This is a genomic window from Pseudomonas sp. BO3-4, assembly GCF_034044115.1.
Taxonomy (GTDB): domain Bacteria; phylum Pseudomonadota; class Gammaproteobacteria; order Pseudomonadales; family Pseudomonadaceae; genus Aquipseudomonas; species Aquipseudomonas alloputida.
Genome location: NZ_CP139018.1, coordinates 3261602 through 3283480, shown reverse-complemented (window position 1 = coordinate 3283480; position 21879 = coordinate 3261602). Strand labels below are relative to the sequence as shown.

Here is a 21879-nt window from a genome sequence, read left to right as displayed (position 1 = left end):
TGCATATGGATTTCTGGGCGAGCAGCCCGATTTCTTCCGGGTGGCGGCGCAGGAAAAAGCGGCCCGCATATTGCTCTTTCCGCTCCCAACTACACACCCGGAGCCCCGTGCAATGAGCTCACCCAGCGAATTTCCACTCAGCGAAGCCCCCCAGTCCGCCCGCAAGGGCCTGCTGCCGATCGCGATGGTCTTGTTCAGCTTCACCTTCTTTACCGGCACGATGTTCGCCGGCGGCAAGCTGGGCATGGCATTCAGTTTTGTCGACATGCTGTGGGTAGCTACCCTCGGCAACAGTTTGCTTGCCTTGTATGCCGCAGTGCTGGCCTTCATCGCCTCACGCAGCGGGCTGAATACCGTGTTGATGGGGCGCTTCTGTTTCGGTGAAGCGGGGAGCCGGCTCTCGGACTTTCTGCTGGGTTTTGCCGAACTGGGCTGGTATGCCTGGGGTACGGCCACGGTGGCCATCGTGCTGGTCAAGCTGCTGGGGCTGGCGGATGGTTTCGGCATGCCGTTGATGGTGCTGTTCGGGCTGGGTTTCAGCATTACGGCCATCATCGGGTTCAAGGGGCTGGACCTGTTGTCGCGGGTGTCGGTGCCATTGATGTTCGTGCTGCTGTTGGTGTCCATGTACATCGCCACCCGCGATGCCGGTGGCTTTGCCGGCCTGGCTGCAGTCGTCCCGCATGAAACCATGACCTTTTCGGCGGCAGTGACCATGGTCTTCGGCACCTTCGCCAGTGGCGCCACCCAAGCCACCAACTGGACACGGCTGGCACGCAGTGGCCGGGTAGCGGTGATCGCCAGCGTGGTGGCATTCCTCCTTGGCAACGGCCTGATGGTGGTGGCCGGGGCGTGGTGCGCGATGGTTTATCAGCAGGCCGATATCGTCGACGTGATGATGCTGCAGGGCCTGTCGTTCGCGGCCGTGGTGATGCTGTGCCTGAACCTGTGGACCATTCAGGGTCCGACCATCTACAACGTGTCGGCCGCCGCCTGCCACTTGTTGCGCAGCGAGCGCCGGCGCACGGCAACGCTGGTGGCGGCCGGGGTTGGCATTGTGCTGGCGATGGGTGGCATGTACGAAATGCTGATCCCGTTCCTGGTGCTGCTGGGGTCGATCATTCCGCCGGTGGGTGGGGTGATCATGGCTGACTTCTGGTACCGCCACCGCGGCAAATACCCGGCACTGGGTACGGCAAACCTGCCACGCTACAACCTCACCGGGCTGTTTGCCTATGCCGTGGGCGCTGTACTGGCCTATGCCTCACCGTGGGTCGCGCCGCTGGTGGGCATCGCCGCCTCGGCAGTGTGCTACATCGTCATTCTAGAGCTGGGCGCACGCCGCCGCGCGCCCGGCCAGGCGGGCGTCGAGCCGTGAGCCTGGCGCTGGACGAGCTCCTTCATTTGCCCGGTCTGCACGAAATGCAGGTGCGGGCCGGCGCGCGCAACCTGCAGCGGCGGGTACGCTGGCCTTACGTGGCGGAGAACGAGGGTATCGCCGAATGGGTGATGGGCGGTGAACTGGTATTCGTCACCGGCATCAATCACCCGCGCGGCGAAGCCAACCTGCTGAGCCTGGTGGAGGATGGCGACGCCGTGGGCATTGCCGGCATGGTGATTCTCACCGGCGGCAGTTTCATCCAGAGCATCCCGGCGCCCGTTGTCGCGCGCGCCGAGCAGCTGGGCTTGCCGCTGATCGAACAGCCCTACGCACTGAAGATGGTGGTGGTCACCCACCTGATCGGCACTGCACTGGTACAGATGAGCCAGGCGCGCCGCTCGCGTAACGACATCCTTGGGCAACTGCTCACAGGCGACTACCCAAGCCTGGCGATTGCCCGGCAGCGGGCAGCACACCTGCAACTGGCCCTGGATAAACCGCGGCGCCTGCTGGCGTTGCGCCTGACGGGCGTGGACGCCTTGTTCGAGCGCCAAGGGCTGGCCCACGGCGAGCGTACCTGGCAAGCCACCCGGCAGGCCCTGGAAGACCAGCTCGAAGCCTGGTGCCGCCAGCGGCCCGGCAGTGTGACGGCGCAGTTGCCGGGCGACCTGTTCGTGGTGCTGCTGGCCGATACACACGACTTACCCGAGACGTTGGGCGCGCTGTACCGGCAGTTGCAAGCCGCGACTGATGAACTGGGCCTTTACATGGGCTTGTCGAGCCTCGCTGACGATTGCGCGCACTACCGCCAGGCCCTCAACGAGGCACGCCAGGCGCTGGATGTGGCGCAGCATCTGCGCCCGGCCAACGGTTATTGCAACTTCAGCGAGCTCGGCGTGTTGCGCCTGCTGCAAGGTATTGTTGACCGCTCGCTGGTTGACGATTTCGTCAGCCGCACCCTCGGCCCGCTGATCGCCCCTGGGCGCAAACACGCCCATGCTTTGGTGCATACCCTCGACGCCTTGCTCATGGAAAATGGCAACGGGCTCAAGGCCGCACAGCGTCTGGGGCTGCACCGCAACACGATCAATCAGCGCATCCAGCGCATCGAACAACTGAGCGGGCAGTCGCTGGACGACCCGCTTTTTCGCATGAATGCTTCGGTCGCCATGCTGGTATGGCGCATGAGCGAAGCCCACGGCAAGGAGTAACAGCATGAACATCATCAACGCACGCCTGCGCGGCAAGCCTGGCCTGTTCCGCGTCGAACTGAACGGCGAGCGCATTGCCGCCATCGTGCCCCAGACCGACGTCGTGGCGCCCGCTACGGCCAATGACCTGGACGCCGGGCAAAACCTGGTGGTCGCGCCCTTTGTCGAGCCGCACATTCACCTAGATGCCACGCTGACCGCAGGTGAGCCGAAGTGGAACATGAGCGGCACGTTGTTCGAAGGCATCGAGCGCTGGTCGGAGCGCAAGGAAATCACCACCCACGACGACATCAAGACCCGTGCGAAAAAAACCATCGGCATGCTGGCGGACCACGGTATCCAGCATGTGCGCACCCATGTCGATGTGACCGACCCGAAACTCACCGCGCTCAAGGCCATGGTCGAGGTGCGTGACGAAGTGCGGGAGCTGATCGACCTGCAGATTGTCGCCTTCCCGCAGGAGGGCATCGAGTCGTACGCCAACGGCCGGGCGCTGATGACTGAAGCCGTGGCGATTGGCGCCGACGTCGTCGGCGGCATTCCGCATTTCGAAAATACCCGCGACCAGGGGGTATCGTCGGTGAAGTTCCTGATGGACCTGGCCGAGCGCACCGGCTGCCTGGTGGACGTGCACTGCGACGAGACCGACGACCCGCAATCACGCTTCCTCGAAGTGTTGGCCGAAGAAGCGCGGGTACGCGGCATGGGGGCCCGGGTCACGGCCAGCCACACCGTGGCCATGGGCTCGTATGACAATGCGTATTGCTACAAGCTGTTCCGCCTGCTCAAGCTGTCGGGCATCAACTTCGTGTCGTGCCCGACCGAGAGCATTCACCTGCAAGGGCGCTTCGACAACTACCCGAAGCGTCGTGGCGTGACCCGCGTGGCCGAGATCGACCGCGCCGGCATGAACGTGTGCTTCGGCCAGGACTCCATCGTCGACCCGTGGTACCCACTGGGCAATGGCAATATCCTGCGCATTCTCGAAGCCGGCCTGCACATCTGTCACATGCTCGGCTATGAAGACCTGCAGCGCTGCCTGGACCTGATTACCGACAACAGCGCCCGCACCCTGAACCTGGGCGAGCGCTATGGCATCGAGGTGGGTCGGCCGGCGAACCTGTTGCTGCTGTCGGCGCCAGATGATTACGAGATGGTGCGCAGCCAGGGGCACGCGTTGGTATCGGTACGCAATGGCAAGGTGCTGATGCAGCGCACGCCAGCGCAGGTGCAACGTTTGCGCTGACGCTGTTGTCGCCTCAGGCGCACAGGGCTGCCAGGGCGTAGCTTGCGACTTGTGCATCCTGCACTGCCACACCGGTCAGGTCCGCCAAGGTAATCTGGCTGTCGTGCTCACGCCCCTTGGCACGGCCAGCCAGCAGCGTACCCAGCTCGATCAGCTGGTGAGCGTCGATCTGGCCACTGCCGAGGGCATGGGCCACTTCGCCGTACTGGCTGCACTGCGCGATGGCGTCGACGATGATGCGGTCCGCCCTGGCCACCAGTGCCGGGTCCAGTTCCTGCTTGCCGGGCGCATCGGCACCGACGGCGGTGATATGCGTGCCCGGCTGGACCCAATCGCTGTGCAACAGCGCCTGGCGAGAAGGCGTGGTGCAGACGATCAGGTTTGCCGCGCCCGCAACCTCGGCAGCATCCTGCGTGCTGTGCACTGCGAAGCCCAGCTCGCGGGCAAATGCCGTATAGGCCGCAAGCCCGCGTTCATGCCGACCCCAGACAATCACCTGGCGACAATCAGTAACAGCGCGAAGCTGCTCAAGCTGCATCTGCGCCTGCATGCCGGTGCCGAGGATGCCAATGGCCTTGACCTGGGCCGGCGCCAGCAGCCGGGCGGCGATACGCCCGGCCAATGCGGTGCGCATGGCAGTCAGCCAGCCTTGGTCCTGCAGCAGTGCCAGCGGCTGACCGGTGTGTGCAGACAACACAAGCATCAAGCCATCATTGCTCGGCAGGCCCTTGGACGGGTTGTCGTAGAAGCCTGTCGAAAGCTTGACGGTGAAGGTCGGGCTGCCTTCGATGTAGGCCGACTTCACGCAACAGTCACCGTTCGCGCCCTTGAATGCGAAGCCCTGCACGGGCGGCACCTGCACCTTGCCTTCGGAGTAGGCGATGAAGCCTTCCTCCAGTTGGCTGACCGCGAGCTCGGGGTTGAAGCGAGCGATGATCTGCGCCTTGCTGAAGACCCTCATTGAACAGCCTCGAGGAACTTCTCCAGCAGGATGTTACGGCCACACAGGATCACCGCGACACGCTTGCCCTGATAGCGTTCGGCGAGCTTCTGCATGCCGGCGACCGCAACCGCTGCAGCGCCTTCGATGATCCAGCGCTCACTGCTGGCGATGTCGCGCATGGCGCGGCGGATTTCGTCCTCGCTGACCAGCACAGTATCGGTGAGCAGCGCCTGGCAAAGCGGGAAGGTGATCGAGCCTGGCTCGACACCGCCAGCCGTGCCATCCGACAGCGTTTCGCAGGCATCCAATTCGATGATTTCACCGGCCTTGAGTGATTGCTGCAGGGTTGGGTCATTCGCCGGCCAGCAGCCGATGATCTCAGTGCCCGGCTTGAGGACGCGCAGGGCGGCGCCGATACCGGAAATCATCCCGCCACCGCCCACGGCGACGAACACCGCGTCCAGGTCTGGCGCCTGCTCGAACAACTCCACGCCTATGGTGCCCTGGCCGGCAATGACTTGCAGGTCGTTGTAGGGGGATACGAAGGGTACGCCGTGGGCCTTGGCTTGCCTGGCGGCTTCCAGCTCTGCACTCAGCGGGTCGGTGGGCAGGCAGACCACTTCGGCGCCCAGCATGCGCATTGCCTCTGTTTTGTATGCCGATGCGCCCGTGGTGGTGTAGACCTTCACTGGCACGCCAGCCATCTTGCCGGCCAAGGCTAGTGCCTGCCCATGGTTACCGGAAGAGGCAGCTATGACCCCCTGCTTGCGCGCCTCGGCCGGCAGCAGGCGCATCTTGTTGCTGGCACCGCGAAACTTGAATGAACCGGTGTGCTGCAGGTGTTCGCATTTGAGCAGCACTTCACAGCCGGTCAATGCCGACAAACGAGGGCTGTGCAAGAGCGGGGTAATGCTGACGGCCGGGCGGAGCGCCGCATGGGCGTCCTGAATGTTTTGGTGCAGCGTATCAAGGAACTGGGCATCAACTGACGGGGTGGCTGGCATGACGGGTCCTTGCAGGCGTATGGATAACTTGTCCACAATAGAATAATATTCCACCAGCAGCAAGGGCGTGTGCCTACAGCCAGGCAATACCGCCTAGGCCCTGACTTCCTTCAGGTATTTGTACACGGTGGCTCGCCCCATGCTGAGGACGTTGGCAACGTAATCGGCGCCGCTGCGCCCCTCGAATGCACCCTCGGCGTGTAAGGCCAGTACGAGGTTGCGCTTGTCTTTCATCTTCAAGGTCTGCAGCGACAGGTTATGCGCTTGCAGCCACGCTTGCAGGAAGGTGTTGATGCGCTCCTGCCAATCGTTGCGGAACAACGCATCCGGTTGCGGCTCCAGCCGACTCATCTGGAAGAACGCATCCAATGCCACACGCGCCTGTTCCAGCACCGACACGTTCAGATTGATGCACATCAGATACTCGGCTTCGCCTTGCGAATTGTGCAGCACAGCACTGATCGAGCGGACCTTCTGACCGTTCCAGTTGAGCTTCTCGTAGGGACCAAGGTTGGTACCCTTCAAAAGGTCACCCAGTTCTGAACCGAGTGCTGAATCATCGCCGAGCTTGCGATGTGAGAAATTATTGGCGATATGAACGATTGTCTGGGCGCGTATCTCATGAATGACGACTTCCGCGTGGGGGTACAGCAGCAGGGCAATGCTTTCAGCGATTGCCTGGTAATTTTCCAGTGTCATGCATTAGCCAATGATCTATTGAAGATCGCCTATGTTGGCCCTAGAGAATCCTGGGCACAAGACGGAGCTTTACCGGGTCAGGATCAAGTCCTGGCTGCGAGCCGTTCGCCTCGGCCATTGCTGCGTCAGCAGCATCCCAAGTCCTCCAGTGGGATCCGCAGCCGGCGAGCGACCTCGCCTTGGCCTGGCTCCGCCAATTGCTGGTGGAGCAGGCCAAGGCGTTGGCTCAGGGCTGAAGATCGCCGCTGTCGCCGATCAGCCCTAGCGCTTCGATGGCCAGCAGCGCGCACCGCTCATCGTTGTCCGAGGTATCGCCACTGACGCCGATGGCGCCCAGCAGGCGGCCTTCTGCATCGCGCAGAAGAACGCCGCCGGCGACCGGAATCACCTCGCCACCGGTGAGGCTGTTGATAGCATCGAAGAAGGCCGGCATGGTCTGGGCGCGGCGCGCCAGTTCGCGGCCGCCGAAGCCCAGGCCCAGGCAGCCGCGGGCCTTGCCGGTGGCGATCTGCGGGCGCAGGAAGCTGGCCTGCTCATCGCGCAGCACCGCCAACGGGTGGCCGGCGCTGTCGAGCACCGCTGCGGCCATAGGCTTGAGGTTCAAAGCGCGTGCCTGGTGCAGGGTCGCGACGGCCAGTTGCACTGCCAGTTCGAAGTTGAGCGTTGTCATGTTCACAGGCTCCATTTGCCGAGTTCGGACACGCGGTCGCGGGTGTAGAGGTCGGTCCATTTCAGCGAATTGAAGTCCGACACCTGCTTGGGGTTGTAGGCGGTGCGTTGCAGCCGTACCGGCTCGCCGGCCTTGTACACCGCCTGCAGCCGAGCGCGGTCTTGAAGGATGCGGATGTCGTCCAGGGGCGAACCGTCGAGCACCAGCAGGTCGGCCTGTTTGCCCGGTTCCAGGGTGCCGAGCGTCTCGCCGCGCGGCATCAAGCGTGCGCCGACATGGGTTGCGGCGAATAACGCTTCGGCCGGGGTGAAGTCCAGGTGCCGTACCAGCAGCTCCAGTTCGCGAGCGTGCCATTCGCCATAGGGCGTCACTGCAAAGCCGCTGTCGCTGCCGCAGGCGAAGGGTACGCCGGCGGCCTTGGCGCGCTTGAGTACCGGCGCGCCGAGCTCGAGGGTCCGGGCGCAGTAGGCGGCGTAGCCGGTGCTGATCGCGGGGTCATGGGGCTGGCAGAAGTCCACGGTGTTCTGCGGGAAGGTCATGGTCGGAGCGAGCACGCTGCCAGCCTCGAGCAGCGCTTCGATGCAGGCGTCATCCATGTAGAAGGCGTGGAACACCAGGTCGACGCCGGCCTTGGCCGCGTACATCACCGCTTCTCGGCCATAGGCGTGGGTAGCCACCCGGCAGCCGAGGCGATGAGCTTCGTAGACCATCTCACGGGTCTCGTCGGCGGTGAAAGCGGCGATGATTTCGCCGTTGGGGCGGCGGTGGGTGCCGTCCATGGCGATCTTGATCAGGTCCACGCCGTCCTTGGCCTGCTTGCGGATCTGGGCAATGGCATCGTCACGGCTGGTGACCAGCGCGGCGGTGAAGTACTCAGGGGCGCCGACGCGGCTGGGGAACCAGTCGTTCAGGCTCTGTCGATTGGTGATCACTCGGCTGCTTGCCGCGATACGGGGGCCTTCGAACAGTCCGGCGTTGACCGTATTGCGCACGGCAATGCTGAGTTGGCCACTGTCGCCAGGGCAGACCATGGACGTCACGCCGGCAGCCAGAACGTGCTGAGCGAAGAACAGCCCCCGCAGGGCGCGAAACTCGTCGCTGGTCCAGATGTCGATGTCTTCCTCGCTCTGGGCATTGCCAAACGCCAGGTGGGTGTGCACGTCCACCAGCCCGGGCATGACGAACTGGCCGTGGGCTTCACGGTCGCCGGGTTGCGGACGGGGTGCCTCGGCGGATGGCCCGACATGGCGGATCACGCCGCCTTCGATGATCAATGTCTGTCGTTGGCGGGTGTGCAGGCCAGTACCGTCGAACAGGGTAGAGCAGTGCAGGTGCAGGGCACTCATTGGTGAGCTCTCTCATCGTGAGGTTGGTGCAAGGCTAGGCCGTGGTGACTGCCCAGCACCAACAGATGCTATTGATGGCCAGGTATCGATGGCATCGATACTTGGCGCTCTCTGGCGCAGAAACGAGAACGGCGCCAATCGGCGCCGTCGGAGCCAGGGCCGGCAGCGCCGATCAGGCCGTGTGGCCGCCAAGGGTTTCGGCGATCCAGTCGGCGATGTAGTGCCCGGCATTGATGCTGTTGTCGAAGCTCGAGTGCTGCACGCCGCCTTCACGGTCAGTGAAAATCTTCAGTTCGCGTTTCGGGCTGTTGACCAGTTGCTCGTAGGTGCGGTGTGCCCATTTGAGCGGGATCTGCGAGTCTTTCTCGCCGTGGGTAACCAGAAACGGTACGTGGATGCGGTCGAGTACACCGTCGAGGTGTACGTTTTCGGCGATGCGCATGAAGTCGTCCAGGTCCTTCGCCCCCCAGACCCATTGCACATGCGCCCAGTAGTGTGGCACCGGGAAGTTGCCTTCCTTCTCCAGGCGACGCTTCTGCACGTCGCGCCAGTCGTGGTTGGCGCCCCACACCACGCCGCAAGCAAAGCGCGGTTCGAACGCCACTGCGCGCGGACAGTAGTAGCCGCCCAGGGAAACGCCTTCCAGGCCGATGCGCTTGGCATCGACATCAGCGCGGGTTTCCAGCCAGTCCACTATGCGGCTGGCCCAGTGTTCGCTGTCATGGCGTGCCGTCATGCCGTGGAGGCGAAGCGCTTCGCCGGTGCCAGGCTGGTCGACAATCAGCGACGACACGCCTCGCCTGGCCAGCCAGGCAGGCAGGCCGACGCGGTATTTCATTTCCTTGGTCGAATCCAGCCCGTTGACTTGCACCAGCAGCGGTGCCGGGCCACTCACGCCTTCTGCGCGCACCAGCAATCCCGAGAGGTGCTTGCCTTCATACGGGATCTCTACGCGCTCACAGTTCTCCTTGGCCAAATCGATGCCACGGGCGAAGGTGTCGAGGAAGCGCTGATACAAGGCCGCACGACCCGGCGCGCCGTGGGCCTGCAAGCGTTCGCAGGTGAGGTAATAGGTGGCCGCGCGGTTGTATTTTTCGCCGGCGGACAAGCGTCGGCCGGCGGTTTCGTCCTCTTCGGCCAAGCCGCACAGCTTGTCGGCCATGGTCGACCATATTTCCCGGAAGGCCTGGGTGCCGGCGGCGTCGGGCTGTTTGGCGGCTTCCTGCAGCGGTGCGCACATTTCCTCGATTTCACCCATGCGGGCACCCATTTCAATGGCCAGGTCCACCGAGAGGTTCCAGACGTAATTGGTGGGGAAGTAACGGAACATTCTTGTTGTCCTTCTGCGGTCGTGGAGTCCGGCGCCCACTTGAGCGACAGGCAGGCAGGGCGCGGTTTGAAGGCAAGGTACGCAGGCAGGGCAGGGTGGGGCCAATCGTGATCAGGGATGCGAGGTATCGCGAAACGCGATGCCCCAGCACCGTCGCGGTGTCTGGGGCGATGGCCGCCGCTCAGGCGGTGGCGCGCAGAGCATCTGGCTGCGTGCTGGCGCACTGAATGACATCGCTGATGCGCTCGCGCAGCCATCTGTGCATGGGGTCGCCGTCCATGCTGCGGTGCCACAGTATGAATTCACGCATAACCGGGATCTTCACTGGCGGTGGCAACAGGCGCAGCGGCAGGTAGCCGGCATAGAGTTCGGCCAGTCGGCGGTGCATGGTAGCGATCCGCACGGTGCCCACCAACAACTGGGGCAGGGTGTTGAAGTCGTTGGTGATGACTTCCAGCCGCCGATTGAAGCCGTACTGGTTCATGAACCAGTCCTCGATGCTCAAGTGGCGGTTGCGGCCAAAGCCCACCGAAATGTGGCCCATCTGCATGTACTGCTCAAGTGTCAGATGCTCGCCCACCAAGGGGTTGTCGCGCCACACCACGCAGACATGATCTTCCTCGAACAGCAGCTGCGCCGGATGGCCTTCGATGAGGTAGCGCTCGGGCACGATCATCATGTCGACCTCGCCTCGCATCAGCAATTCGGCGCTACTGTCGCCTGGGCCGATCATCTCGAAGGTAATGTGCGGCGCCTCCTGATGGATTTTCTGGATGACCTGAGCGAATACCACACTGATCAGGTAGTCCGAGGTCACCAGGCGGAAGTGTCGCTTGCTGGCGGCCGGATCGAACACCGGCTTGGCCGTTATCGAGGCGCGAATGGTCAGTAGCACCTCGCGTACCGGTTTGGCCAGTTCCAGAGCATAGGGGGTGGGCTGCATCTTGCGGCCGACCTGCACCAGCAACTCATCCTCGAAAAACGTTCGCAAACGCCCCAGCACTCCACTGGTGGCCGATTGAGTCATGTGCAGGCGCTCGGCGGCGCGTGTGATGTTTTGCTCCTCGAGCAGGATGTCCAGGGCAACCAGCAGGTTCAAGTCCAGGTGGTGAAAGCGCATGGTGATAGCTCTCGGTTCTTGTAGTTATTTTCGCGATACCTTCCCGCTGCATTGCCGCTACGTCAAGACCTGCAAGCCACGATACCGAGCCAACGCCACAGCACATGGGCTGTGGTCCAGGTATCGCGATTGCCGATGCCTCGCATTCTGACTCGCGATTGGTCACGCCACCCCGCCACCGAGCAACCTGCACGCCAGTCGTACGGCCGACGTGCCGCCGCGACCCATTACCGGTGACCTGCCTCGCCGAATAACAATTTCAATGGAGTGGTAGCCATGAATATTCTTGGTCTCGACGCGCTGGTGTTTGGCGTCGACGATATCCAGGCCTGTGCCGATTGCCTGCGTGACTATGGCCTCGATGCCGTTCAACTGGACGGCGACGGTGGCCGTTTCGAGGCGCTGGACGGCACCTCGATCATTATCCGCCGCGGCGACGACCCTGGCTTGCCGCCGGCGCTCGGGCCGACCCCATCGCTGCGCGAGACCGTTTACGGCGTCGCTTCGAGCACCGATCTGGCGGCCATCGCCGACGAACTGGGCCGTGATCGCGAAGTACGGCGCGACGCCAGCGGCGCGTTGCACACCTTCGACGACCTGGGCTTTGCCATTGCCTTCCAGGTGACCTGCCGTCGCCCCTTCGACGCGCCGGCCGACCTTACCAACGCCCCCGGTAGCGCACCGCAGCGCCCGATCAACCAGCTCGGCATTGCCCCGGACATGCCGGCGTTGCCGCGCACCTTGTCCCACGTGGTGTACTTCGTACCCGATGCGGCCAAGGGTGAAGCGTTCTACCGCGATCGCCTGGGCTTCGTCACCACTGACAGCTTCATCGGCGTCGGCCCGTTCATGCGCACCGCCGCCATGGATGATCACCACTGCCTGTTCATGATCCAGACCCCACCCCACATGCAGGGTTGCGAGCACTTCACCTTCCATATGGGCAGCGGCACCGAGGTCCTGCTGGCCGGTACGCGTTTCCAGCAGCAAGGCTGGACCAGCTTCTGGGGCCCGGGCCGACACCTGCTGGGTTCCAACTGGTTCTGGTACTTCAACAGCCCGCTGGGCTGCCACATCGAGTACGACGCCGACATGGACAAGCACGATGACGCATGGGCGGCGCGTCAGGCGCCGATGTCGGCCGACAACTCGCAGCTGTTCCTGTTCGCCTCGCGGGAGAAATGGGCACCCAGCGGCCCGCCTGCGAAGCAGGGTTGAAACATGGCGTGGGTGGAGCTGTGCCGGCTCGATGAGCTGGGCGAGGGTCACGCGCGCGGTTTCGACCCACAGGGCAGGGGCGCGGACAGCCTGTTCGCCCTGCGGTACCTGGGCCAGGTACGCGTCTACCGCAACCTGTGCCCGCATTTGATGGTGCCCCTGGAGTACCGCAAGAACCGCTTTTTGAGCGCCGATGGCCAGTGGATCGTCTGCTACGCCCACGGTGCGCGCTTCATGCCCGAAGACGGCACTTGCGTTCACGGCCCCTGCCGAGGCGAAGCCTTGGAGGCACTCGATCACAAGGAAGCGGACGGCTGGCTGCTATTGCCGCTGGAGCAGCTCGATCGCTGACCTATCGCGCCGCGCGATAGGTCGCATCCCGCGACGCGATTGGTCATGGACCGGCGCAGGCGGGAAGCTGTGCATAGGCACAGGAAACGGCCGCCCCGCATGACGGGGCGCACAACAAGAACAAAACGTGAGACATGCCATGGATACTGTGAACAACGTGTTGATCGTGGGCGGCGGAATTGGCGGGCTGTGTGCCGCCATCGCCTTGCGCCGCAAGGGCGTCGCCGTCGATCTGGTCGAGCTGAAAACCGAGTGGACCGTCTACGGCGTCGGCATCATTCAACAGAGCAATGTGGTGCGCGAGATGCACCGGCTGGGCCTGCTCGAAGCCTACCTTGATGCCGCCTACTCCTTCGAGGACGTGGCCATCTATACCACCGAAGGGCAGCAACTGGCGCGCATCCCTGGCCAGCGCCTGGCCGGTCCGCAGTATCCGGCCAATGTGGGTATCTCGCGCCGCGCCCTGCACAAGGTGTTGAGCGAAACTGCCATCGAACTGGGCACCCAGGTGCGCCTGGGCACCTCGGTGGAAAGTTTCGAGCAAGACGACAGCGCAGTGGACGTGCTGTTCACCGATGGCAGCCAGGGGCGCTACGGTCTGATGGTCGGCGCCGACGGGTTGTTCTCGAAAGTCCGCAGCGTGCTGTTCGGTGATCGTTATCAGCCGCGTTTCACCGGGCAGTCGGTGTGGCGCTACAACTTCCCGCGTGCGGCAGGTATCGACCACCTTGCCAACTACCAAGGGCCCTCTGGCAACGCGGGGCTGGTTCCGCTGGCCGATGACCTGATGTACCTCTTCACCACCTCCCACGAGCCGGGCAACCCCTGGATGGAACCGGCCGCTTTGGCTGATGGCCTTCGCCAGCGCCTGGCCGGTTTCGGCGGGCTGATCGGCGAATTGCGCGAGCAGATCGTCGACAACGCCGGGGTCGTTTACAAGCCGCTTGAAGCGGTGTTTGTCGACGAACCCTGGTACTGCGGTCGAGTGCTGCTGATCGGGGATGCCGCCCATGCCACCACGCCACACCTGGGGCAGGGGGCTGGCATGGCCATTGAGGACGCCGTGGTGCTCGCCGAAGAACTCACCGCGGGTGGCAGCCTCGACGCGCAATTGCAGCGTTTCATGGGCCGGCGTTTCGAGCGCTGCAAGTTCATCAGCGAAATGTCCCTGCTGGCAGGTGTGAAGGAGATCCAGCGCGATCCTTCCTTCGACCGCATCGGCCTGGTCAAGCGCATGCTGGAGGTCACTGCGCAGCCGATCTGACTCCCCGTACCCGGCACGCCCTGCCTTGTCGGCGCGCCGGCCCTATGCCAACACCGACGCACAATAAAAAGAAAGAGGAAACCCCGATGTTGACTCGCAAAGGTGCATTCACACGGCCGTTACCGGCGCTCAAGCCCCTCAGCCTGGCGCTTGTCGCGCTGGCCGCAAGCCAGGCGCAGGCCTTTGAATTCGATACCGGCAACCCCGACCTGCGGGTGCGCTGGGACAATACCCTGAAATACAGCGCCGCCTGGCGTACACAGGACGCGAGCAGCAAGCTCACCCAAGGGCAGACCGCGCTGAACCTGGACGACGGTGACCGCAACTTCGACAAGGGCCTGATCTCCAACCGCCTCGACCTGCTGTCGGAACTGGACATTACTTACAACAACGTCGGCGCACGGGTCAGCGGCGCGGCCTGGTACGACGATGTCTACAACCAAGGGACTGACAACAACGACCCTGGCCGTGCCAACAGTTATTCGGTCGACTACGACGCGTTCACCGACGACACGCGCAAGCTGCATGGGCGCAAGGGCGAGCTGCTCGACGCCTTTATCTTCGGCAAGACCGAGATCGGCGACATGCCGCTGTCCGGCCGTTTGGGTCAATACGCCATGCAGTGGGGCGAGAGCCTGTTCTTTGGCATGAACGGCATTGCTGGCGGCATGGCTCCGGTGGACGTGGTCAAGGGGCTGTCGGTACCCAACACGCAGTTCAAGGAACTGATCCGTCCGGTACAGCAGATTTCCGGACAACTCCAACTGACGCCGGATGTGTCGGTGGGGGCCTATTACCAGTTCGAGTGGGAGGCCAACCGCCTGCCGGCAGCGGGCAGCTATTTCTCCACAGACGACTTCTTCGGTGATGGCGCCGAGCGCATGTTCGTCGGCGCGCCGGTGTTCCCCGGTGGCCAACCTCTGGCGTTCTTCCACGGCAACGACAAGCAAGCCAAGGACTCAGGGCAGGGCGGCATGCAGGTGCGCTGGCGCACCGAGACGGTCGACTGGGGCCTGTACGCCATCCGCTTCCACGACAAGTCGCCGCAGCTCAATGTACGCCCGAACTTCGCCAACCTCGACCCGGTCAGCGGCAAGGCCGGCGAGTTCTACTGGGTGTATCCCGAGGGTATCGAGGCGTTCGGTGCGAGCTTCTCCACCACCGTTGGCAACTTCAACCTCGCCGGTGAGTTGTCAACGCGCTGGAACCAGCCGTTGGCCTCGACCAACCAGCATGCGTTGGCCGTGGGCGAGGCGATCGACAATGACGATAACCCGGTTTACGCCACCGGCCGCACGTTGCACGCCAACGTCTCCTGGCTTGCCAGCCTGGAGCCGAACTTCATCGCTGCCGAGTCGAGCTTCCTCGGCGAAATCGCCTGGAACCGGGTGATGAGCGTGAGCAAGAACGCCGATGCCGTTGACCCTAACGCCGACCGTGACGCCACCAGCCTGCGCCTGGTGTTCGAACCGATGTACCGGCAGATCTTACCGGGTCTCGACCTGTCGGTGCCGATCGGCGCGAGCTACACCAACGGCGCGTCGATGGCGCTGGGCACCGGTTTTGGTACCGATCATGGCGGTGACTTGAACATCGGCCTGAAAGGTAACTACCTCAACACCTGGAGTTTGGGTCTGACCTACACGCACTACTACGGCCCGGAGAACACCTTCCTCGACGCCGATAACCACTACACCTTCGAACAGTCGCTCAAAGACCGCGACTTCATCGCCTTCACTGTCAGCCGCACCTTCTGACCGAGGACCACCCGATGAAACACAATAATAAAGTCGTTTCCCTGCTCACTGCCCTGAGTGCCTCGCTGCTATTGGCCCACGGCGCCGTTGCCGCAGTGCCCGCCGAGCAGGCGGCCATGCTCAAGACCAGCCTGACCCCGCTCGGTGGCGAGCGGGCCGGCAATGCGGATGGCAGCATTCCTGCCTGGACCGGTGGCTACATCCAGGCCGACCCGGCCTATAAGGAAGGCGGCAAGCGTGGCGATCCGTTCGCCAGCGACAAGCGGCTGTTGAGCATCACCGCGCAGAACATGGCGCAGTATGCCGACAAGCTGACGCCGGGCATCCAGGCCATGCTGAAGAAGTACCCGGACAGCTATCGTCTCGACGTCTACCCGACACGCCGCAGCGCTGCCGCTCCGCAGTCGGTGTACGACGCCACCCTCGCCAACGCCACCAGCGGCAAGCTGGTGGACGGCCCCGCCGGCCCCATGCCCGAAGGCGCATCCGGCGGCATCCCGTTCCCGATCCCGGCCAATGGCGTGGAAGCCATGTGGAACCACCTGCTGCGTTGGCGGGGTGCGTCCTGGCACGCCAGCTTCAATCAGTACCTGACCACCGCCGACGGCAAGCACGTGCTCACCAATGACTCGCGGGCCGATTTGCAGATGCCCTGGTACCTGCCCGGTGGCAGTGGCGACAAGGGTGTGTTCTGGTCCATCCGCATGACCAACGACGGCCCGCCCCTGCGTGCCGGGGAGTCCATTACCGGCCTTGAGAATCTCAACGCCGACAAAGCTGCGGTCTGGACCTACCTGCCTGGTCAGCGCCGTGTGCGTCGCCTGCCCAACGCCTGCTGCGACACGCCGACCCCGGCCACCGCCGGCGTCATGAGCTTCGATGAGCTGTACGTGTTCAACGGTCGTCTTGATCGCTTCGACTGGAAGCTGGTGGGCAAGAAGGAGATGTACATCCCCTACAACGCCAACAAGGTGTTCACCGCCAGCAACGCCGAGGCGCTGTTGGCCCCCCATCACCTGAACCCCGACGCCATCCGCTGGGAGCTGCACCGTGTGTGGGAGGTGGAGGCGACGCTGAAGAATGGCCAGCGTCATGTGATGCCGCGTAGCACCTACTACCTCGACGAAGACACCTGGGCTGCCGTGCTGGGCGAGCGCTATGACGCCCGCAACCAGTTGGCCAAGGTGGTCTGGACATCGCCGGTGGTGCTGCCTGACCTGCCGGGTGTGGTGACCTTGACCAACGGCTTCTACGACCTGCTCTCCGGTGCCTGGTTCGCCGGTGACCTGTTCGCAGGCAAGAACGAACAGTACCGCATCGTGCCGCCCTACAAGGACTCGGTGTTCACCGCCGACGCCATGGCCGGCGAGGGTGTGCGCTGAGCAGGCGCGCTGCGCAGGTGCAGTACCGACTCTAAGAACAAAAGGTTGCGTGCGATGAACAAGATGCTCTACGGCTGGCTGCTGGCAGCCTGTTGCGGGCTGCCGCCGGCGTTCGCCGGTGACAGCGTGGATGTGCTCGCGCAGCCCGCGCTGCACGGCCCCCAGGCCCTGCGTGCGGTGTTGCAGGATGTGGCCCGGGCCGATGCACGCCTGGTCGCGGTGGGTGAACGTGGCGTGGTACTGCTGTCCGATGACAATGGTGCCACCTGGCGCCAGGCCACTGCCGTGCCGGTGGGTGTCAGCCTGACCGCCGTGCAGTTCATCGACGCCCGCAACGGCTGGGCGGTCGGCCATGCCGGCGTGGTCTTGCACAGCCAGGACGGTGGTGAGCACTGGAGCGTGCAGCTCGACGGCAAGCGCGCCGCCGCCCTGGAGGTGCAGGCAGCCGAGGCTGCCTCAGACGAGCGTCGCCTGGCGGCGGCGCAACGGCTGCTGGCCGACGGCGCGGACAAGCCGTTGTTGGCCCTGAATTTCACCGATGCCCGCAACGGCCTGGTCGTGGGTGCCTACGGGGTGGCCATGCGCACCGCCGACGGCGGGCGCAGCTGGCAGTCGGAGATCGGCCGACTGCCGAACGGGCGTGGACTGCACCTGTATGCCCTGGCGCGCCAAGGCAACCAGGTGTACATCGCCGGCGAGCAGGGCCTGCTGCTTCGCTCGCGTGATGGCGGTGAGCATTACGAGGCGCTGCACGGGCCCTACGATGGCAGCTACTTCGCCGCCACCGTGTTGCCTGATGGCCGTCTGCTGCTCGGCGGCCTGCGCGGTTCGCTGTTCGCCTCTGACGACGGTGGCGACAGTTTCCAGGCGCTAGCCAACCCGATCCCGGCATCGATCAACGGCCTGCGCGTCGCCGGTGGCCAGTTGTTGCTCGCCAACCAGGCAGGGATGCTCCTGCGCAGCGGCCTCGGCGCCTTTGTCGCCCAGCCCGTGGCGGTCTCCGATGGCCTGCCACTGACCGCCGCTACCACCGCCGCCGATGGCTCCATCGTCGCCGTCGGCATGGCCGGTGCGCGCCGCCTGGAACCTTCCTCTCTTTCCACCACGACGGACTGAACCATGCACGTCATGAATTCATCTGCGCCTTCCAGCGGCCATCTCGACGACTTCGACAGCGCGTCCGGCTCGCTGCTGGAACGTGCGCTCTTCAACCACCGTGTGCTGGTGTTGCTGCTGTGCCTGGCGGCGACCTTGCTGCTCGGCTGGCAGGCCTCGCGCCTGACCCTCAATGCCAGCTTCGAGAAGATGATCCCGCGCGATCATCCGTTCATCCACAACTATCTGGAGCACCGCCAGGAACTCGCCGGCCTGGGCAACGCGGTGCGCATCGCCGTGGCCAATCCGCGCGGTAGCATCTACGACAAGGACTACCTGCACAGCCTGCAGCAGCTCAACGACGCGGTATACCTGCTGCCTGGCGTCGACCGTGCGGCGATGAAGTCGCTGTGGACGCCGTCCACCCGCTGGACCGGAGTCACCGAGGAGGGCCTGGAAGGTGGCCCGGTGGTGCCCGACGGCTACGATGGCGCTGCCGCTAGCCTGGAAGCGCTCAAGCGCAACGTGGAACGCTCCAACGAGATTGGTCAACTTGTGGCCTTCGACCAGCGTTCGAGCATTGTCTACGTGCCGCTGCTGGAGAAGACCCCGGACGGCCAGGCCCTCGACTACACGGCCTTCGCCCATGAGCTGGAAACCCTGCGCGAGCGCTTCCAGGCGCAGGGGGTGGAGATCCACATCACCGGTTTCGCCAAGGTCGTCGGCGACCTCATGGACGGCCTGCGGCAGATCCTGCTGTTCTTTGCCGCCGCCATTGCCATCACCGCCGCCGTGCTGTACTGGTACACCCGCTGTGTGCGCAGCACCGCGCTGGTGGTGGTGTGTTCGCTGGTGGCAGTGATCTGGCAGCTCGGCCTGCTGCCACTGCTGGGTTACGCGCTCGACCCCTATTCGGTGCTGGTACCGTTCCTGGTGTTCGCCATTGGCATGAGCCATGGCGCCCAGAAGATGAACGGCATCATGCAGGACATCGGCCGCGGTATGCATCGCCTTGTGGCAGCGCGGTTCACCTTCCGCCGGTTATTTCTGGCCGGGCTCACCGCGCTGCTATGCGATGCGGTTGGTTTTGCCGTGCTCATGATCATTCAGATACAGGTGATCCAGGACCTGGCCGTCATCGCCAGCCTGGGCGTGGCGGTGCTGATCTTCACCAACCTGATTCTGCTGCCGGTGCTGCTCTCCTACGTGGGCGTCAGTGCCCGTGCGGCGCGGCGCAGCCTGCGCGCTGAAGAGGGCGAGGCCAGCGGAGCGGGCAAGCATGCGGTGTGGCGCTTCCTCGACCTGTTCACCCGCCGGCGCTGGGCGGCGGCGTGCATCGCCGTCGCTGCGCTGATGGCTGCCGGGGGCTACGCCGTGAGCCTGCACCTGAAGGTCGGCGACCTCGACGCCGGCGCTCCCGAGCTGCGCGCCGATTCGCGCTACAACCGCGACAATGCCTTCGTCACCCGGCACTACGGCGCCAGCAGCGATGTGTTCGCGGTGATGGTGCGCACCGCCCCCGGTGGCTGTTCGGCCTACGGCACCTTGAAACACGTGGATGACCTCGACTGGCAACTGCGTGGCCTGCAGGGCGTGGACTCGACAAACTCGTTGGCGTTGCTCAACCGCCGGGTGCTGGTCGGCCTCTCCGAAGGCAGCCCGAAGTGGTATGACCTGGTCAACAACCAGGCGACCCTGAACATGGTCACCGCCGGTGCCCCGCGCGGGCTGTACAACGACGACTGCAGCCTGCTGACGCTCTATGCCTACCTGAACGATCACAAGGCCGACACCCTGGCGCGGGTGGTCGACAGCGTCCAGGCGTTTGCCCAGGCCAACGACAGCGAGCAGGCCAGCTTCCTCATGGCTGCCGGCAGTGCAGGCATCGAGGCTGCCACCAACCAGGTGGTCAAGCAGGCCAACCGCGACATGCTCTGGTGGGTCTACGGCGCGGTGATCGTGCTCTGCCTGGTGACCTTCCGCTCCTGGCGCGCGGTGCTCTGCGCGGTGCTGCCACTGGTACTCACCTCGATCCTCTGCGAAGCGCTGATGGTGGCGCTGGGTATTGGCGTGAAGGTGGCGACCCTGCCGGTGATCGCCCTTGGGGTCGGCATCGGCGTGGACTACGCGCTGTATGTGATGAGCATCGTGCTGGCCCAGCTGCGCCAAGGCGCGAGCCTGTCCCAGGCGTATTACCGCGCGCTGCTGTTCACCGGCAAGGTGGTCATGCTCACCGGTATCACCCTGGCCATCGGCGTTGGTACCTGGATCTTCTCGCCGATCAAGTTCCAGGCCGACATGGGCGTGCTGCTGGCATTCATGTTCGTCTGGAACATGGTCGGCGCATTGATCCTGCTGCCGGCGTTGGCCTACTTCCTGTTGCCGCACCGCAAGGCCTGTACCGAGCAGCTGACATTGCCGGCGCATGAGCACACAAGGCGCGAGCACAGCAGCGGGATGCTGGAGCAGGGCGCCAGTTTTCGCCCACTGGAGGAGGTGAGCCATGGCCGCTGAACGCACCGCCGGAAGCGCCCAGGCTGCCTTGCTGCTGTTCGGCAGTTGCCTGCCCGTCCTGGGGGCGGTGCTCATCGCACCGGTGCTACCCCGCATGCACGCGCATTTTGCCGAGACGCCGGGCGTGGCCGTGCTGGTGCCGGTGGCCCTGACGTTGCCGGCACTGGTGATAGCCTTGTTGGCGCCGCTGGCCGGGGTGTTGGCAGACCGTGTGGGGCGGCGAGCACTGCTGCTGGCGAGCATGTTGCTCTACAGCCTGTGCGGTTTGTTGCCGTTGTGGCTGGACTCGCTGGTGCTGATTGTCGCCAGCCGCGCCGGCATCGGCTTGGCCGAAGCCGGCATCATGACCTGTTGCACCACGCTGATGGGTGACTACTTCGACGGCCAGCGCCGGGCGCGGTTGTTCGCTTTGCAGATGGTGGTCACCTCGTTGGCGGCGGCGTTGTTCATGGGCGTGGGCGGTGCGCTGGGGGAAAGCGACTGGCGGACACCGTTCACCCTCTATGCGGTGGGTGCGCTGTGCCTGCCCTTGATGGCCCTGCTGTTGTGGGAGCCGCGTGCCTGCCAGACCGCCAGCGAAGCCACCGTCGATTCGCGTTTTCCATGGGCGGCCCTGACGCCGTTATACCTGCTCACCGTGCTGGCTGGCGTCAGCCTGTTCATCGTCCCGGTACAGGCCGGTTACGTGCTGCAGTTACTGCACATAGATGCGCCCCGTCAGGTCGGCCTGGCCATGGGCGCCAACCAGCTCGGCGTGTTGGCCGGCGCACTGGCTTTTCGCTTACTGGCGCGCTTGCCGGCTGGGCGGTTGCTGGCCTTGGGCTTTGCCACGGCGGGGCTCGGTGGCGGCCTGATGGCGCTGGCGAGCAGCCACGCGCCAGTGGTGCTGGCGGTGCTGATCAACGGCCTGGGTGTTGGGCTGTTGCTGCCGACGCTGATCACCCTGGTGATGCAGCAGGTTGGCTTCGATCAGCGCGGCCGTGCCACGGGTGGGTTCACTTCGGCGATTTTCGCGGGTGAGTTCGTCAGTCCATTGATCGTCCTGGCATTGACCGCTGGTGTGGCTACGCAACTGCCGCATGCACTGCTGCTGGTCGCCATCGGACAACTGCTACTGGCGCCTGTGTGCCTGTCCTTGATGCGCCACCGGCGTGCGGTGACGGTGGCAGGTGCACGATGAACGAAATTTTCCTTGGCGGGCGAGCCGGTGCCAGTCGCTCTCTGCGCAGCGCCATGTGGCTGACCAGCACGCGCCTACCGGCCATGGCTGAAGGCGCAGCGTTCATCAGCGGACAGAATCTTATTGTCGACGGTGGCTCGACCATCGGCGACGGCAATTGAAAGGAGA

Annotated in this window: 19 protein-coding genes; 12 read left to right on the top strand and 7 right to left on the bottom strand. The window is 64.2% G+C overall.

The window, feature by feature from the left end; all coding sequences use genetic code 11:
- Window positions 1-112: 112 nt before the first annotated feature.
- Genes codB through codA form a run of 3 tightly spaced genes read left to right on the top strand, consistent with a single transcriptional unit; the run spans window position 113 to window position 3838 of the window.
- Window positions 113-1378 carry a cytosine permease gene (gene codB, locus REH59_RS15325; protein ID WP_014590990.1) on the top strand — a complete coding sequence of 422 codons (1266 nt, stop codon included), beginning with the start codon at window positions 113-115 and terminating at the stop codon, window positions 1376-1378.
- On the top strand, window positions 1375-2592 hold the full coding sequence (locus tag REH59_RS15320; RefSeq protein WP_014859562.1) for a PucR family transcriptional regulator: 1218 nt from the start codon (window positions 1375-1377) through the stop codon (window positions 2590-2592). The genes codB and REH59_RS15320 overlap by 4 nt, the downstream gene beginning before the upstream one ends.
- Window positions 2593-2596: 4 nt before the next feature.
- Window positions 2597-3838: a cytosine deaminase gene (codA, locus tag REH59_RS15315; protein WP_014859561.1), complete on the top strand. Its 1242-nt coding sequence runs from the start codon at window positions 2597-2599 to the stop codon at window positions 3836-3838.
- A gap of 13 nt (window positions 3839-3851) precedes the next feature.
- Here codA and REH59_RS15310 read toward each other — a convergent pair whose 3' ends face one another.
- From REH59_RS15310 to REH59_RS15280, 7 genes are all read right to left on the bottom strand, one after another.
- On the bottom strand, window positions 3852-4799 hold the full coding sequence (locus tag REH59_RS15310; RefSeq protein WP_014859560.1) for an ornithine cyclodeaminase family protein: 948 nt from the start codon (window positions 4797-4799) through the stop codon (window positions 3852-3854).
- Window positions 4796-5785 carry a threonine/serine dehydratase gene (locus tag REH59_RS15305; protein ID WP_014859559.1) on the bottom strand — a complete coding sequence of 330 codons (990 nt, stop codon included), beginning with the start codon at window positions 5783-5785 and terminating at the stop codon, window positions 4796-4798. The genes REH59_RS15310 and REH59_RS15305 overlap by 4 nt, the downstream gene beginning before the upstream one ends.
- Before the next feature lie 93 nt (window positions 5786-5878).
- Window positions 5879-6484: a helix-turn-helix transcriptional regulator gene (locus tag REH59_RS15300; protein ID WP_014859558.1), complete on the bottom strand. Its 606-nt coding sequence runs from the start codon at window positions 6482-6484 to the stop codon at window positions 5879-5881.
- 226 nt (window positions 6485-6710) lie between these two features.
- Complete coding sequence (locus REH59_RS15295) at window positions 6711-7154, bottom strand: GlcG/HbpS family heme-binding protein (RefSeq protein ID WP_049587911.1); 444 nt, start codon at window positions 7152-7154, stop codon at window positions 6711-6713.
- 2 nt (window positions 7155-7156) lie between these two features.
- On the bottom strand, window positions 7157-8500 hold the full coding sequence (locus tag REH59_RS15290; protein WP_014861072.1) for a metal-dependent hydrolase family protein: 1344 nt from the start codon (window positions 8498-8500) through the stop codon (window positions 7157-7159).
- A gap of 172 nt (window positions 8501-8672) precedes the next feature.
- The gene (locus tag REH59_RS15285) at window positions 8673-9830 is read right to left on the bottom strand and encodes an alpha/beta hydrolase family protein (protein ID WP_014861071.1); all 1158 of its coding nucleotides are present in this window, start codon (window positions 9828-9830) and stop codon (window positions 8673-8675) included.
- Window positions 9831-10011: 181 nt separating this feature from the next.
- Window positions 10012-10950: a LysR family transcriptional regulator gene (locus tag REH59_RS15280; RefSeq protein ID WP_014861070.1), complete on the bottom strand. Its 939-nt coding sequence runs from the start codon at window positions 10948-10950 to the stop codon at window positions 10012-10014.
- Window positions 10951-11226: 276 nt separating this feature from the next.
- Between REH59_RS15280 and REH59_RS15275 the strand changes: the two genes are divergently transcribed.
- From REH59_RS15275 to REH59_RS15235, 9 genes are all read left to right on the top strand, one after another.
- Window positions 11227-12168 (top strand): VOC family protein, encoded by a 942-nt coding sequence (locus REH59_RS15275; RefSeq protein ID WP_010954082.1) that lies wholly within the window; start codon window positions 11227-11229, stop codon window positions 12166-12168.
- 3 nt (window positions 12169-12171) lie between these two features.
- Window positions 12172-12519 carry a Rieske (2Fe-2S) protein gene (locus REH59_RS15270; RefSeq protein WP_128573762.1) on the top strand — a complete coding sequence of 116 codons (348 nt, stop codon included), beginning with the start codon at window positions 12172-12174 and terminating at the stop codon, window positions 12517-12519.
- Between the two features lie 139 nt (window positions 12520-12658).
- Entirely contained in the window at window positions 12659-13783 is a 1125-nt protein-coding gene (locus tag REH59_RS15265) for an FAD-dependent oxidoreductase (protein ID WP_014861068.1), read from the top strand.
- 86 nt (window positions 13784-13869) lie between these two features.
- Window positions 13870-15540 (top strand): DUF1302 domain-containing protein, encoded by a 1671-nt coding sequence (locus REH59_RS15260; RefSeq protein ID WP_014861067.1) that lies wholly within the window; start codon window positions 13870-13872, stop codon window positions 15538-15540.
- A 14-nt stretch (window positions 15541-15554) separates the two neighbouring features.
- Window positions 15555-16922: a DUF1329 domain-containing protein gene (locus REH59_RS15255; protein WP_014861066.1), complete on the top strand. Its 1368-nt coding sequence runs from the start codon at window positions 15555-15557 to the stop codon at window positions 16920-16922.
- Window positions 16923-16976: 54 nt separating this feature from the next.
- Window positions 16977-18038 (top strand): WD40/YVTN/BNR-like repeat-containing protein, encoded by a 1062-nt coding sequence (locus REH59_RS15250; protein WP_014861065.1) that lies wholly within the window; start codon window positions 16977-16979, stop codon window positions 18036-18038.
- Window positions 18039-18041: 3 nt separating this feature from the next.
- Window positions 18042-20531: an efflux RND transporter permease subunit gene (locus REH59_RS15245; RefSeq protein WP_121783510.1), complete on the top strand. Its 2490-nt coding sequence runs from the start codon at window positions 18042-18044 to the stop codon at window positions 20529-20531.
- Window positions 20521-21711 carry an MFS transporter gene (locus tag REH59_RS15240; protein ID WP_014862037.1) on the top strand — a complete coding sequence of 397 codons (1191 nt, stop codon included), beginning with the start codon at window positions 20521-20523 and terminating at the stop codon, window positions 21709-21711. The genes REH59_RS15245 and REH59_RS15240 overlap by 11 nt, the downstream gene beginning before the upstream one ends.
- Entirely contained in the window at window positions 21708-21872 is a 165-nt protein-coding gene (locus REH59_RS15235; protein ID WP_014862036.1) for a hypothetical protein, read from the top strand. Before REH59_RS15240 ends, REH59_RS15235 begins: the two co-directional genes overlap by 4 nt.
- The last annotated feature ends 7 nt before the right edge of the window (window positions 21873-21879 follow it).